Genomic DNA, 15,552 nt, shown 5'->3' with positions numbered 1-15,552 from the left:
ATTTGAATTTGGTTTGACGGCCATTTTCATTATATCGAGAGGAGTTTTTAATTCCATCTCCATTACCACTCTAAAAGTATATTTTCACACGTGCAGAGCACGTGGTTTTAAAAGAATTAATTAAAAGGTAGCATCTCTTTAGGAGAAGCTACCTTTTATTACATTTAGTAACCTTTGAGTTTATCATTTAATTTTTGATAGACGACTTTCATATCTGGTTCCGTGGAAACTTCAATCGCTTTATTTAATTCAAACCAACCGATATCACTATTTTCATCCGGTTTAATAAAGGTTTCGTCCTGTTCATCCGCTTCTAATAAATACGTTACATTTAAATGAACGTGGGTTGCGACATGTTTTCCCTTTTTCACATGGGCTGGAACTCCTAATATTTCTATAGAATAAATCTCATCGGATACAGCGTGGACGTTCGTAAGTCCTGTTTCCTCCATCGCTTCTTTTAATGCTACATGCAATAAGTCCGCTTCCCCATCCGCATGCCCACCAACCCATGACCAAGATTGATAAATATTATGATAGACCATCAATACTTTTGTACGCTCTTTATTCACTAGCCATGCAGAAGCTGTAAAATGGGCAAATTCATTTTCCCGTGTGAGTAAGTTATCAAAGGTATCCATATATCGTAACATCAATTCTTGATCCTTCGCTTCTTGTTCATTATACGGACGGTATTGTTCCAATTGTTGTCTTAAAGTCATTTGAATAGGCTCCTCATTTTTCGTTAAGAATTTATCCCTTTTATTTTAAAGTGATTTAACTTCCCTTACTACCTACATTTCGCTTTCTACTAAAAACATCCCCTTCAAAGCAAGAGCCTTTAACAGGAAATGTCTTTTCAGCTATTATATATTTTCTAACTCTCTACCTAATAATTTCGCTAATTCAAGCATGGCGAATTTCTGAGCTTCCTCTTCCGCATCGGAATTGTAGTTTGTATTTGTGTTCACATCGTAAGTATAGACAGTACCTTCTTCATCTACGATAAATTCAATACCGGCTACATCAATACCATTTCCTTTTAAGAACTGTTGATATTTTTCGATGAGTTCTGTCCGAGAATTATCTACAATTTTAAACTTCATTTGATCTTTTGGCTCTTCTCCAACCGGACAGAATAAGTCTCCAATTTGACAAGCATCCGCAGGACATAATTCGAAACCTTCTGAAGTATCAACTCGTACAGAGTAGACATACTCCCCACCAACAAATTCCACACGCGTTATATGCTGATCTGGAGATTTTACATATTGTTGAACGAGAGTAATCCCATCGACGGGTTCTTCAAATGCTGGGCTATCTAAATACTCTTGCAACGCTTCTAAAGAATAGAATAATTGAACCCCTAACCCTTTACCTGCACGGTTATGTTTTGTAATGAACGGTAATGTATTTAATGATTTAGCAGCTTCCATAATTTGATTTTTCCCAACAGCCGCTACTGTTTTTGGTACACGAATACCGTATTTTTCTAATTGCGTATATTGTTTTACTTTACTTAATTCTAATCGAAGGGCGTTACTGCCATTTAACACTCTTTTGCCATAAAACTCTAACCAATCAATTACCGCACCTGTTAGTTCAGGAGCAAAACGATGGTTACGAGTGTGGGAAGAAGCACTCATTCGATTATAAAATACGCCTTCAGGTGGTGCTTCATTTAAATTAACAATTCCTTCATCTAAATGCCAAGTTTCATAAGGTAAATTCAACTCTTCTAATCTTTTTGTTAAATGACGAGTCCAGTCATCATTTTCATGAATTACATAAATTTTTTTCGTCATGATGAAACTCCTTTGTTGTATGTAGTTTATTTTCCTTCTTTTATTTTAACTCTATTTACTTTTTTTGCTTATATCATCTTTTAATACCTTATTAGAAATTACTTCTATTAACCAGACAAACTGTACCAACAGAGAAATTTAATTCGACAAAATTTCAGCATTGGAAGCTAAAAGTATTGAAGTATCAACGTTTCCCCACTATCTGTTCTATTTCGCAAAATAAAACATTTCTCGGGAAATAATTTCATTTTTCTACTTCATTACAAATAATTTGTTGAGAAATTCCTATGTTTAGGGATACAAAAAGCAGAATGAAATGAATCATTCTGCTTTTCCCTTTATTCCTTCAGCTCATAAATTGCTTCTACTAAAGTATCGATTACAACCTGAATATCTTCATCTGAGATATTTAGTGGGGGCGATAGAAGGAGAACATTATTAAATCCAGCAACTGTAGTACCATTTTTACCGATAATTACTCCTTTCTCCTTACAAATCGCTATTACTTTGTTAATCGATTCAACTTCAATAGGTTCCTTTGTTTCTTTATCTTTTACTAATTCAATCCCAATCAATAACCCTTTACCCCGTACATCCCCAACAAAAGGATGGCTACTTAATCGAGCTTGTAACGTCTTCAACATTTCCGTTCCTTTTGTTGCAGAACGCTCAAACAGTTTTTCCTCTTCCATAATTTCTAAGTTTTTCAATGCCAATGCACAAGCTGCTGGGCTTCCACCGAACGTGTTCACATGTCGAAAGAAATCGTAGTCTCCACTATCTGTGAACGCTTCATATATTTCCCGTTTTACTGCCGTAGCTGATAAAGGTAAATATGCACTAGTAAGTCCCTTCGCCATTGTAATGATATCCGGCTGTACTCCGTAATTCATAAATCCAAAGGGCTTTCCAGTCCGACCAAAACCGCAAATCACTTCATCTACTATCATTAATGCACCATGTTTTTTACAAGTTGCTTCGATTCCTTTTAAATAACCTTCTGGAGGTATTAGAGCTCCTCCTCCGGTAATAATCGGTTCTAAAATCATCGCTGCTATTGTATCACTATGCTCCCATGTCATCACCCGATCCACTTCTTTTACACTCGGAATATTGAAAATATCTGTATACTCGTCTTCATTATTTCGATAGGAGTCGGGCGGAGAAACGTGAAGAAATCCAGGAGCTAGTGGTTCGTATTTATATTTCCGCTCCGCTTGGCCAGTTGCTGCTAATGCGCCCATTGAATTACCATGGTAAGCACGATAACGGGAGAGTATTTTTAGACGAGAACTGTTACCTTGTTGCTGATGATATTGTCGGACAATTTTAAAGGCAGTCTCGTTTGCCTCTGAACCGCTATTCGAAAAGAAAATAACGTAATCTCCACCAAGAAGTTCATTTAACTTTTCTGCTAGGTTTATAGAAGGAACATGTCCTTGGGATAATGGTGTATAAGCGTTAGAAACCATTTGATCATAAGCTGCCTTTGCCAATTCCTCCCGACCATACCCAACATTGACACAAAACAACCCAGCCATTGCATCAATATATTCTTTTCCATCCACATCCGTTATACGGGCACCTTTTGATTTCTCCACAACTAGCGTTCCATTAGGATTATACGGTTTCATCGAATGCCAAACGTACATTTCATCCTTTTCTAGTAATTCTTTTCCTAAATTCGTATCCAACATCCATGCCCACTCCTATCTTGTTAGCATTAATACATACCCCATTAACGCTTTGTTTTACACATATTATGAAGAAGATAGAGGGTATTTTCATGTAACAAAATGTAAAATAAAACAATAGAAATTAAACAGTAAGTAAAATGGTTTGACTCACGAATTTTAAGTTCTTTTTATAAACTTCCGCGCAAAAAGCATCCATTCTAAAGCAAGGCGATTTTCACCTTTCATAAAATCCTTACCTATTAAACTTTCAATTTTTCGTAATCGATGGTATAACGTTTGCCTTACGATATATAATTTTTTTGCCGTCTCTTGTTTAGAACCATTCGACTGTAAATAAATTTCTAAAGTCTCCACTAACTGACCATTATGCTTTTCATCAAAATCGATTAATGGTTGAAGCAATTCTTCCATCATTTCTTGTAAATTCGTATGCTTTTGCATTTGATAAATAAGTTGGAATACATATAACTCATCATAAAAGGAAGAGTCCGTTTCAACATGTCGAATAATATATAACGTATCCTGGGCACTTTTGTAACTTTCATGAACCTTCGTTAACTCCTTTACAAACTTGCCCACTGCCATTTCTTGACCTTCGATTAAATTAGATGTTTCGAGTTTCACGAGACAATCTTGTAATCTCATCTTCATCGAATCAGTATCTTGACGGTTCAATAATATGAAAATAAAATCATTTTTCCTTTCAATGACAAAAGAAAGAAAACCCTTTTTATCAAAAATCGTATGGCAATTTAATTTAAAATAGGTCCGATCCAATTGTTGATTTTTTTCGTTTCTCGGCAAGGAAAGAATAAGTACTGTACTATCCGTTTGCCTAAAGCTTGGCCATTCCGCTAATAAAAATTGTTTAATTTCCGATTCGGTATGGGCCCCCTCCAACCATTCCTCTAACCATTTTGCATCCTCTTTCCTTTTCCTTTCATCCACATATAAATCCCTAAGTAACAGCTGGGCTAAAGCTGTTATCGTTCTGTCTAAAATGAGGAGCTCAAACTCGGTTATTTCCTTCTCTTCACTATATAACGTTATTTCTCCAAAAATATGTTCGAACAGATAAATCGGTTTTGTTATAAATTGGGTACTATCATTCCGATTTAACTTCTTTTGGAGGAGAGCTTCCCTTTGTTTCTTTGCCATATTCGGATAGAAAATTGGATCTTTACCTTCTACTTCGTAAATCGTTTGGATTTTCAAATATTCATATAAAGGTTTTAATAACTGTTCACTATTTTGCGCATGTAAAGTTTCTTTATTTAGTAATTGGGAGTAGTTTTCTAATTTAGCGATCATGGAATATTGGTGGTTAATAATAAGGGTATGTAGGTCTTGGGTAATTTCAACAAAAGGAACTTCTTCATGAAAAACGATGATGGGAAATTGATGGTCGTTTGCTAATTGAATAATCTCTTCCGGCACTTTTTGAATATATGCTCCATATTCAATGCAAAGTCCGGCACATTTTGCTTCGATAAGCCCTATAACAAATTGTAAAAAGTGGTCTTGATGATGTTGAAAACTGACACCGGTTGTTAAAATGAGCTCCTGTCCTTTTAATAGTTTTTGAACATTTGACACTTCAAGGACATGCACCCATTTAATCGTATTATGAAGTCCGCCATCACCAGCGACAACTTCTGCTTGATAAAAGTGTTTATTTTTTAAAATATCACGAACTAGTAAGGAATAATGACTCAATTGGCACACACCTCTCTTGTAGAAAAGGAAGTTACGTATATTATAATTTAAATTTTCTGACAAAAGTAGTGGTAAAATTTCTTCAAAATAAAAACATGATCCTCCCTATGGAAGACCATGCTTAAAATTTATTTTGTCGAGTTGCTAGGAAAAGCGAAAGTTGTGGACGTTTCGTCATCCCCATTCAACCACTTTTCAGATATTGTTTTACTTTTTGTAAAGAAGCGAGCTTGATCAGGACCAAACATAAAGCCTTCACCAAACTTGGAACGTTTCCACCCGCCGAAATTGTAATATCCAACTGGGATTGGAATGGGTACATTCACTCCAACCATCCCCACTTCTATTTCTTCCTGGAATTTCCGAGCTGCTGCGCCATTATTCGTAAAGATCGTCACACCATTTCCTAGTTCATGATCGTTTATTAAATCGATCGCTTCTTGTAAAGATTCAACCCGGACGACGATGCGGGCAGGTCCAAATACTTCTTGTTGGAAAACTTCCATAGAAGGTGTAATTTCATCTAATAACGTTGGTCCTAAATAAAACCCTTTTGATGTTTGGCAAATAGTTGGATTTCGTCCGTCTACTACTACCTTTGCCCCTTCTTCAATGCTCCGATTAATATAACCGATAACCGCATCCTTTGATTGTTGCGTAATAACCGGACCAAAATCAACTTCTTCATCTGTATAAGGTCCTACTTTTAAGTTCTCAATCATTTCCTTTAAAATAGCAACCAATTGATCCGCCGTTTCTTTCCCTACTACCATCGCACCTGAAATGGCCATACAACGTTGTGACGCTGCACCATATGCGGCTCCAATAAAGGCATTTGCTGTTTTTTCTAAATCGGCATCAGGCATTACAATCATAAAGTTTTTCCCACCACCAAAGGCTGCAACCCGTTTATTGTAACTTGTACCAGTTTGATAAATATACTCTGCAACAGGTGTGGAACCTACAAAGGAAATTGCTTGAACAGTTGGATTTGCTAACAATTCATCAACCGCTTCTTTGTCGCCATTTATAACCGTCCAAATACCATCAGGTAATCCCGCTCTTTTCCATAATTCCGAGAAAAACAGCGCAGACATTGGCACCTTTTCAGACGGCTTTAAAATAACAGCATTCCCTACGGCAACCGCCATGCTTGTTTGGGCGAAGGGTACCATTACAGGAAAGTTAAAAGGAGAAATGGCTGCCACAACCCCTATAGGGGATTTTGTTGAATAGGCATTAATATTTCCACCTACGTTAACTGAATAGTCTCCCTTTAAAAGATGGGGAGCATTAATGGCCAAATCTACTGACTCTAAACCACGGGTAATCTCTCCCTTAGCATCCTCCTTTGTTTTGCCACTTTCCGTACAAATCACTTGGATTAGTTCTTCTTCGTTTTCCTTCACTAACTGACGGAATCTCATCACAATTTCTGCCCGTTTTCCACTGGAAGTATTTCTCCATTCAGGGAATGCCTTTTTTGCCATCTCTATGGCGTTTTTCACTTCTTCCTTTGCAGCAAGAGGAACTTGTGCAATGACTTCCCCCGTTGATGGATTATACACATTGGAAAAACGACCACTTTTACCTGCTACTAACTCACCGTTAATAAAATGATGTAATTCTTTCACTTTTTGTTCAACTGTCATTCCCATACACCCCTAACTAAAAGTTTATAATTATCCCTATTGGATTTTTCGATGAACGATGATCGAATCCTCTTAAATTATTATTAATTTACATGAAATATTCATCGGGTGTAATGGACAATAAGTAAATATCAGATGAATAGTGTTGGACATAATGTAATGGTTAATCTTCCTTTTTAAATAAATTACCTGGCCAAAAAGCCCAACGACCTAATACTGTGGTAATTGCAGGTACTAATAATGGCCGGACAATAAATGTATCGATTAAAACGCCAATTGCTGTAATAATCCCAAACTGAACTAAAAGCTGAATTGGTAATGTTGTTAAAACAGCAAATGTACCAGCTAGTATTAAACCTGCCGATGTGATAACTGAACCGGTTTGAGCAACCCCATTTTTGACTGCTTCTTTAATGCTTTGGGTTTTACGATTTTGCCAAACTTCTGAAATCATAAAGATGTTGTAATCCTCACCAAGGGCAATTAAAAACACAAAGGAATATAACGGCAACGCGCTCGCAATCGATTCCGCTCCAAAGAAAGTTGTCAGTACTAACCACCCTAAACCTAATGCAGCAAAGAAGGATATTAATACAGTGCCTACTAGATAAATCGTTGCCGGAACAGAACGTAAATACAATAATAATAAAATCGCTATGATTACTACCATGACCGGTTGAATAATAGATTCATCCCGTTCCTGAACCGTTTTTGTATCCACTTGTGCTGCTGTTTCTCCACCAATCCAATAGCTTTTATTCGCTTGTTCAATACCAGCCTCTTCTAGCATTTTTTCTATGTCGGTTTTTAAATCTGGTATTAAATCCATCGCTTCCGTAGAATACGGATTTTCATTTAGATCCGCTTCATAAAGCTGAATATTGGAGTCCTTTTCTCCAAAAGTTGGCTCACTTACTACATCAATGTATGGAAGCGCTGCAATTTGGTCTGTTAAATGAACCGCTTCCCCTTTTGTATCAACGATAATTTGAACAGGCGCTAATTCACCAGGGGAAAAATTTTCTGCAATTAATGTAAAGCCTTCCTGTGATGGCATATCCTCTGGGAATGATGATAATAAATCATAATTATATTTAATTTGAGTAGAAGTAATCGCTAGACCACCTAATACGATACCTGTGACTATAATAACTAACCACGGTTTCTTTGTTACATAGTCACCGACTTTCGCCATAACAAGATGCTTAAGTTTTGGCTCTTTATAAGGTTTGTTTTTCACTTCAGCCCTCAGACGCTCCATCCGCTCTGTCCGAGGAACAAATGGGAAAAAGGCTATACGTCCTAATATAGATAAAATGGCTGGTAATACTGTTAAAGCTGCGATTCCCATAACGAAAATCGCAAAACTAAATGGCACTGCAAAACGTTGGAATGCACCGTAATCAGCTAAACCAAGGGTAGCTAAACCTATAAAGACCGTTAAAGCACTCATCATAATTGCTCCGCCCGACTCTTTCATTGCTAGACGTAAGGCTTCAAATTTATTTTCAACAACAAGTAACTTTTCACGATAACGGCTAATTAAAAAAAGACAGTAATCTGTTCCAGCACCAAATAGCAGAACGGTCATAATCGAAACCGCTTGTGCATCTTTATCAATCCATCCATTTTCAGCAAACCACCCTAACAAAGGGCTAATTGCTCCATAAGCAATCCCTACTACAATTAGAGGGGTAACCGCCAATAATGGTGAACGGTAAATGACAATTAGTAATACTAAAATTAAAATGACTGTCGCAATTAATAGTTTAATATCCGCTTGCATAAATAAATTGGTCGCATCAACCGAAATACCCGCAGGACCTGAGAAACGGGCATGCAAACCTGATTCTTCTAGTTTTGTATCATATGGATTTACCCCAAAAGTTTCTTCCGTCATTTCTTCAATTTTTTGTAAGCCTTCTTTAATCGTATCCGTATTCGCCTTTTCATCGAAGAAAATCGGCGTAACAATGGAAGAACCATTATTTGAAACAGTTCCTAATAAAGCCTCTGTTGGCAAAGCTACAATAGGTGGAAGAGATGTTTGTTCATGTAAAGGTTGCTCGCCTAACTGCTTATACAACTCTTGAATAGACTGTAGATCCTTATGACCCAGTCCAGCCTCTTTATACCAGACAATTAATAATGGAATACCGGAATCGGAGGGAAATTGTTCTTCTATGAGGGCATTTGCTTGTTCGCTCATAACCTCTTTCGGCAAGTCACTTCCACCGTAGTTTTCTATACTGTTAATCTGTGGTAGGGTCATTGATAAAATAGCTACGACTACTATCCAGAGTAAAACGGTTACCCAACGTGAACCTTTGTTTCCAACCATTCCTCCCCACTTTTCCAGCGGATGTTTTGACATCGTTTCTTCCCCTTCCATCAATTGTGTTTAAAGTCATTGAATAAAATTCTTGATGGTGAATTCCATCATATCTTTATTCTTGCCAAAGCATAGGAAAATCTCCTTTCAAATCAATTGTATATTTGATTCTATAAAAGCATTTGTTTAAGCATTCATTTCGTAATGGGATGGAATTAGATTGAAATATGAATTAGTTTTGCTTATTAAAATGATATCTAGAAAAGATATTAAAAATAAGTTTGATTTATCTGGAAATTCATTGACTTACTGACACACTGTATGTAATATATAAATTGCATATGTAAATTATATATGACATTTTCTAAGGTGGAAAAAATGAAGAATAATGTAAAAATAACAAGGATTAAAGCCTCTATAACTCAAGAGCAATTAGCAAAAAGAGTTGGTGTAACAAGACAAACGATTGGACTTATTGAAAAGGGCGAATATAATCCAAGTCTTCAGTTGTGTGTTGCAATAGCCAAGGAATTGAATAAAACTTTAGATGAATTATTTTGGGAGGTCGATACAGAATGAAATCATGGATATCCTTCTTATTACCAAATGATGAATATAAAGAAAAAAAGATGTTATATTTTTTCTCGGAAGGCGCAGTAATCCTTTTCATTTCACTTATTGTAATGATCATGTGTAACAAATATTTTAATCTTGACGTAGAATTTGCCTTATTAATAGCCATCGCTATCTTCCTCTTCTATGTTTCAGGAAGATACATAATATCAGGCATCGAATATACAAACATTTCAACAGAGAGGACTTATAAAAAAGAATTAAAAGTTATATCCATTAGAACGATTGGATTTGTCGTTATATATATGACATGCTATTTAATTTTCATAAACTTACCTAAAAATCTCAATGAATGGATTGAAATATTAAGTTTATTAATAGGTGTTAGTATAATTTGGTTTTTATCTAGTTATATTTCTTTAAAGCGTTCCTATAAGAAAAATAAAGAACTACTATAAAGTCAAGCTATACAAAAAACACTAGGGTTGAAGTACCCTAGTGTTTTATTAATGCATTTTTTCAAACTAACTTTTCATCAACATTGAATAGAAGGGATATTACTTCTTCTCCCCTTGGCCGAAAATCGTCACAATTTGGTCTGATTTTTTTCGCTCTGCCGCTTTCGGCAATTCATCAAAATAGCCTAATTGCAACATTGAAATAATTCTTTCACCTGGCTGTACACCTAAAGCAGTTCGGAAATCCGGTGCATCTAAGAAATCTGGAGTTTTCCAACAGGATCCGATACCATAATCCCATGCAAGTAATTGAATGTTTTGAATGAATGTGCTTGCTGCAGCGAAATCTTCTAAACGTTGTTTTTGGCGTACATCTTCAGGAACGATAACAAACACAAAGGCTCCTGCTAATGTGAATTTTTGCATTTGCTTTTCTAGCGATTCCTCCGATAGTTCCTTCCATTTAGGAATGGTTGTATCTCTTAAAAGCTTGTGCAATTCAAAAATCTCTTCTCCACATGCAACAACTAATCGCCATGGCTCTCTATTTTTATGATTAGGTGCCCATACTGCGTCGTCAATAATATTCATTAAATCTTCCCGATCAACCGGTTGACCATTGAACCTTTTAATTGACCGTCTTCCAATAATTGCTTCACGCACTGATAACGATTGTTGGTTCATATTCTTCTCTCCTTAAAAAACTAACTCTAACCCTTTTTCATTCATCTTCAATAAACCTTACCATATAATTTTACGTTTTAAAATATACTTAGCTTTTTTACAATTCTCAATAAATTGTTATTATTGCAAACAATTTTTAATAAAACACATCATCGATTTTGAAAAAGTAGTATTTCGTGTTTGGAGTATAGGCGTAGGAGTTTGAATAATCATAATGGCGATCCGCACTATCTACTGTATGGGCATGGATATAAGGTACTCCATTTACCATACTCGTCACAATCGTTGTATGGTCGATTACCCCGTTTCCTTGAAAGTCATAACAAATGACATCACCAATTTCCAGTTCCGATGGGGATTGGACACGTTTAGCAGTTAATCCTGATTTGGCGTTTTCTAAATACAAACGAAAACTGTGGGAGACGGACCAGCTATAACTCCATGTTTCATTCGAGTAATATCCATTACCACTCCCTCTTCTCCAACCGTCTGTAATCCACCAACCTTTTCCTCGATTCGGTGCACCTGACATCGGGGCTCCTCCTGCCCGTAAACATTGGGATACAAAGTTTGTACAATCCACTGAAAAAGCCGGGTAATTGGGGTTTTTTCGATTCCACCAAGTTCTCGCATACTGAACCGCCGCTTGACGATTGTAATAAATTGGAATGGTTCAACCTCCTTTTTTACCATTCTATGCTTCATTGTCATCATTTTTCATATCAATTTAATTTCCCTTCAATAAGACTGTCATTTTGTTACAATTTAATATTAATTTAATGTCCTTAAACTAATTGGTTCTACATTTTGCTACAATAATAAGAAAGGATTCTAGACTCTTCATAATGTTAAAAATATTACAAATGCTTGGCAGTTGATATATTTTGCATTGAATCATCATATTTTACTTCCAATAGAAAGAGATCCTAGATAATTTGATTGAGAGGATGTTGGCATTGACGCAGCACGCTGAAAGAGAAATTATTGAACTTACACGGCTATGTGATAGAAAAGGAAACTTAAATCCGGAAGCTATCGGTTTTGCTCGTAAACCTATCATCGATTGCAACTTATCTGGTCACTACTTAAGGAAGAAAAAATGGAATTATTGGTGCGTCTATGGAGAGGAAATATTATTTTCCGTAACGATATGCCATTTTGATTATGCGGCGACTTGTTTTATCTATTTTTTAGAATATGAAACCCAACGATTCTTTGAAAAAACGATTACGATTCCCCTTGGCATAGGTACGAAACTAAAAATGCCATCGAGAGTGTTAGAGCCTATTCGTTTTGCCAATAGCGAAGTTCATATTAATATTACGTTCTTTCAAAATCAAACCTTTTTAAATGTCACTTCCAAAAACTTTGATAATGAAGCTTTACATGCAGAATTAACGATCCACCATCCTAAAGAGGACGATACACTGAATGTCGTCATACCTTGGAACCGACAAACCTTCCAATTTACTGCAAAGCATCATACATTACCGACTACAGGTTTTGTGAAAATAGGAGAACGAAATTATCAATTTTTTGAAGAAGACTGTTATGCGGTACTTGATTTTGGTAGAGGTATTTGGCCGAGGGAAGCGTTGTGGAATTGGGGGATGGCATCTCAACGAGTGCGAAATCAACGGGTTGGCTTAAACTTTGGAGGCAAATGGACAGACGGAACGGGTATGACTGAAAATGCTGTTTTTGTAGATGGTAAAATGACAAAGATTCATGAAGATGTATTGTTTAATTATGACAGAAAAAATTTCATGAAACCTTGGTACATCACAACAAAGTTTTCAGATCAGGTAATTTTAACTTTCCATCCGTTTTTTGAACGGGTTGCCAAAACGGATGTGAAATTAGTAAAATCTGAAGTCCATCAACTTGTTGGCTACTATAATGGACAAGTTAAGTTGGAAGATGGCAGTACCCTCGTCATCCAACAAATGCTAGGTTGTATAGAAGAACATATAGCAAAATGGTAGATTAGCCTTTATAAAAATGTCCCAATCGTAAGGCGATTGGGACATTTGTTTTAAGCTTGAAGAATTTTAATTTTACTATCTTTTATACGACATAAATGGGGACCAAAAGCCGTTCGAACAATAAAACCTTGGTCTTTATTACTCAAATAATCTTTTAATAGAAAGGCCCCTATATTTGGAACTTCCACTTGGACATCAATCGGTTTCGAAAAGCCGTTTAAACATTTGCCAACCTCTTCTAGTAACGATTCTTCTATAGAATCTACATAAATAGAAAGATCAATATCGCTCTTACCTGTTGTTACGTTAATGGAGGTAGCTATTTCAAAACCGATGCTTCCCGTTGGTCCCCATATTAAATCAAACTTCTGAAATTGATCGCGAATTTCGTTTAAGATTGGATAATAAAATTTATTGTTAAACCTATCAATCCGATTTACTAAAGAATTAGGTGTTATAACTTCGACAACATGATTTTCATGTATAAATGTGCCAAACCGCTGCTCTCTACTGTTTCCGCGCAATCCAATGGGGATTAATTGATTGCTAACGGGCATTCTTCGTACAACACCGTAGTTAGCTGCTGATTGAGCATCATAAACCCATTCTGGTATCACCGAAATTGGCTCTAACTGATCGAGGTTGTTGAACTTAACAATATCATGCACCTTTACTTCCATTGTTGCTCAATCATTTCCCTTACCTTTATAGAAGCCACTCGACCGGAAGCTACAGCAATCTCTGTTTTTAAACGATTTGATAAATCTCTTACGGCATCTTTTTGAATATCATCATAGGCTGCAAGAATCGAATCAATGAATAACTCAGCATGTTCCGATGAAGGGTTATCTGCATTAATACCTTCTATTAAGTTATAAAGGGCACCTAATTTTTTAAATGACTCAATGTCATAAGCCATAGAAGGAACGTCTTTTGCTGCTAAATCTAATTCTTCAATTGTTCGTTGTGTAATAATAGCAGCGGATTTTTTAGACATTACATGGACATTTACCCCTTCATCATGTAAAGCAATTAATCGATTCGCCTGCATACCGTGGGATAAAAATGCTCCAGAAATGGCTTTCCCAACGATGGCTGCAACGATTGGATGGCCAATTAACCTAGCTGAAGCATAGGCATCTACTGCGGATGAACAAGATAAATAAATTCCAAATAACTCCTCATGATAGCCAAACGCTTGACTTGGCACATCAACAACAGGAACAATTAGACGTTTATCTTCTAAGTGGGCATCTTCTACCATCGCTTCTCGAACATATTTAGCAATCGCCCATCCTTCTAATAAGCCTACTTCGCCATTTCGTGCCCGATAAAATGGATTCTCAGGGTTTGGAACAACTGCAATTACTCGTGCCTTCACTCCTTTAATCTCCGTATCTGCTACTAATACAGAAGGGATTTCACTAATCGATTTCTGCCCCCCAGTTAATATTTCGAACCATTTTCTTCCTCTACTATTAACGGTTTCCTTTGGGGCAGGTACCGTATTTGAATTTTTAGGAGCTATGTTTTTTAAAAGTTCCTTTGCTTGCTCTGGAGAAATTTTTTCTTCGACATTTAAAGATTTAAATAAAGTTAAGAAATGGTCGACCTGTTTTGTTCGCTGTTTTAATTCAATCTCTCCATTCCAAACACTTTGAATGGCATTTTTAAAATTCACTACATCATCTTCTACAACGATATCCGCAAGACCAACCTCGTTACGCATTGCCCCACCAATCATTTTCCAAATCAATTGTTTATTTTTCGAATCCAGTTCACGGATACCTGCTTCTTGTTCTACTACTTCAGGTCCGTTCATTCCTAAACGACCTTCCCGAGTCATAATTAAGGCACTACATAAACCAGCAGTTAATGACATACCACCGAAGGATCCAATTTTCCCAGGAATGATACCTACTACCGGAACATACTCTCGCAGTTCAACAATTGCCGCACTAATTTCTGCAATGGACAATAAACCATAATTTGCTTCTTGAAGGCGTACTCCACCTGTATCATAAATGATGACCGGATAAACCGTTTGATCGTTTTTACACTCTTTCAATACCTTTTCTAAAGTACCTGCTAATTTCGCACCAGATACTTCGCCAATTCCGCCACCTTGGAAATTTCCTTCTATTGAAATAATTACAGTTGGCTTTCCATTTAATGTTCCTTTAACAATAATCATGCCATCATCATATTGGGGAACGATATTTTGAGCCACAAGATGGGGTGATTCCATTCGATCGAAAGGTCCTAAAATTTCATAGGCCGTTCCTTTATCTAATAGTTGAAATGCTCTTTCCCGCGCTAAACTCTCTACTAAACTCTCAGTTATCATTTGTGTCATTTAAACTCACCTCCACCGCTTGAGCTAATCGAATCGAAACAACGCCTGGTGTTGCGCCAAAATCATTAATCGTAATGAAAGCAGCAATGTTATGCTGACTAACAAATCGTTCAATAACCTTTTTCCACGTATCTTGGAATCCCGTAATACCTGTACGAATTTCTACAACTGTTTCATTCTGATTACTAGGTTGGACTAATACTTCTAAATCTCCAGATCCTACGACGCCAACGTGTGCCGGTCTTTCGATCGTTTTTGAAGCTGGAAAGGAATATACTAATTTTTCCACTAAAA

At 36.5% G+C, this 15,552-nt stretch carries 14 protein-coding genes; 3 read left to right on the top strand and 11 right to left on the bottom strand.

Annotated features, from left to right (window positions below; translation table 11 throughout):
* Window positions 1-164: 164 nt before the first annotated feature.
* The 6 genes from EC501_RS13415 to EC501_RS13390 all read right to left on the bottom strand — a co-directional run bounded on the left by EC501_RS13415 (window position 165) and on the right by EC501_RS13390 (window position 9,244).
* Window positions 165-722, bottom strand: coding sequence for an NUDIX hydrolase (locus EC501_RS13415; RefSeq protein ID WP_122972814.1), 558 nt, complete (start codon window positions 720-722; stop codon window positions 165-167).
* A 144-nt stretch (window positions 723-866) separates the two neighbouring features.
* A complete protein-coding gene (locus EC501_RS13410; RefSeq protein WP_122972813.1) occupies window positions 867-1,805 on the bottom strand; it encodes an ATP-grasp domain-containing protein in 939 nt (312 codons plus the stop codon).
* A 338-nt stretch (window positions 1,806-2,143) separates the two neighbouring features.
* Complete coding sequence (locus EC501_RS13405) at window positions 2,144-3,502, bottom strand: aspartate aminotransferase family protein (protein ID WP_122972812.1); 1,359 nt, start codon at window positions 3,500-3,502, stop codon at window positions 2,144-2,146.
* A 156-nt stretch (window positions 3,503-3,658) separates the two neighbouring features.
* Window positions 3,659-5,218 carry a PucR family transcriptional regulator gene (locus tag EC501_RS13400; RefSeq protein ID WP_122972811.1) on the bottom strand — a complete coding sequence of 520 codons (1,560 nt, stop codon included), beginning with the start codon at window positions 5,216-5,218 and terminating at the stop codon, window positions 3,659-3,661.
* Window positions 5,219-5,346: 128 nt separating this feature from the next.
* Entirely contained in the window at window positions 5,347-6,870 is a 1,524-nt protein-coding gene (locus EC501_RS13395; protein ID WP_122972810.1) for a CoA-acylating methylmalonate-semialdehyde dehydrogenase, read from the bottom strand.
* A gap of 163 nt (window positions 6,871-7,033) precedes the next feature.
* Window positions 7,034-9,244 carry an MMPL family transporter gene (locus EC501_RS13390; protein WP_122972809.1) on the bottom strand — a complete coding sequence of 737 codons (2,211 nt, stop codon included), beginning with the start codon at window positions 9,242-9,244 and terminating at the stop codon, window positions 7,034-7,036.
* A gap of 336 nt (window positions 9,245-9,580) precedes the next feature.
* On the opposite strand from EC501_RS13390, the gene EC501_RS13385 reads away from it, so the two are divergent.
* Entirely contained in the window at window positions 9,581-9,781 is a 201-nt protein-coding gene (locus EC501_RS13385) for a helix-turn-helix transcriptional regulator (RefSeq protein WP_122972808.1), read from the top strand.
* On the top strand, window positions 9,778-10,233 hold the full coding sequence (locus EC501_RS13380) for a DUF3278 domain-containing protein (protein WP_122972807.1): 456 nt from the start codon (window positions 9,778-9,780) through the stop codon (window positions 10,231-10,233). Before EC501_RS13385 ends, EC501_RS13380 begins: the two co-directional genes overlap by 4 nt.
* 99 nt (window positions 10,234-10,332) lie before the next feature.
* On the opposite strand, the gene EC501_RS13375 is transcribed toward EC501_RS13380, so the two are convergent.
* Together EC501_RS13375 and EC501_RS13370 are read right to left on the bottom strand one after the other, a co-directional pair.
* The gene (locus EC501_RS13375; RefSeq protein WP_122972806.1) at window positions 10,333-10,917 is read right to left on the bottom strand and encodes a nitroreductase family protein; all 585 of its coding nucleotides are present in this window, start codon (window positions 10,915-10,917) and stop codon (window positions 10,333-10,335) included.
* Between the two features lie 136 nt (window positions 10,918-11,053).
* Window positions 11,054-11,581 (bottom strand): amidase domain-containing protein, encoded by a 528-nt coding sequence (locus tag EC501_RS13370; protein WP_241559353.1) that lies wholly within the window; start codon window positions 11,579-11,581, stop codon window positions 11,054-11,056.
* Between the two features lie 292 nt (window positions 11,582-11,873).
* On the opposite strand from EC501_RS13370, the gene EC501_RS13365 reads away from it, so the two are divergent.
* On the top strand, window positions 11,874-12,902 hold the full coding sequence (locus tag EC501_RS13365) for a DUF2804 domain-containing protein (protein WP_122972804.1): 1,029 nt from the start codon (window positions 11,874-11,876) through the stop codon (window positions 12,900-12,902).
* Window positions 12,903-12,952: 50 nt separating this feature from the next.
* Here the strand turns inward: EC501_RS13365 and EC501_RS13360 are convergent, their stop codons facing one another.
* The 3 genes from EC501_RS13360 to EC501_RS13350 are packed head-to-tail and all read right to left on the bottom strand — an operon-like array spanning window position 12,953 to window position 15,547.
* Window positions 12,953-13,582: a malonate decarboxylase holo-ACP synthase gene (locus EC501_RS13360; RefSeq protein WP_122972803.1), complete on the bottom strand. Its 630-nt coding sequence runs from the start codon at window positions 13,580-13,582 to the stop codon at window positions 12,953-12,955.
* On the bottom strand, window positions 13,573-15,258 hold the full coding sequence (locus EC501_RS13355) for a biotin-independent malonate decarboxylase subunit beta (protein ID WP_122972802.1): 1,686 nt from the start codon (window positions 15,256-15,258) through the stop codon (window positions 13,573-13,575). Before EC501_RS13355 ends, EC501_RS13360 begins: the two co-directional genes overlap by 10 nt.
* Window positions 15,239-15,547 carry a malonate decarboxylase subunit delta gene (locus tag EC501_RS13350; protein ID WP_122972801.1) on the bottom strand — a complete coding sequence of 103 codons (309 nt, stop codon included), beginning with the start codon at window positions 15,545-15,547 and terminating at the stop codon, window positions 15,239-15,241. The genes EC501_RS13355 and EC501_RS13350 overlap by 20 nt, the downstream gene beginning before the upstream one ends.
* Window positions 15,548-15,552 lie beyond the last annotated feature (5 nt).

The sequence above is a fragment of the Lysinibacillus halotolerans genome (genome assembly GCF_003711845.1).
Taxonomy (GTDB): Bacteria; Bacillota; Bacilli; order Bacillales_A; family Planococcaceae; genus Ureibacillus; species Ureibacillus halotolerans.
Note: the sequence above shows the minus strand (reverse complement) of the source record. Positions and strands in the feature narration are given on the sequence as shown.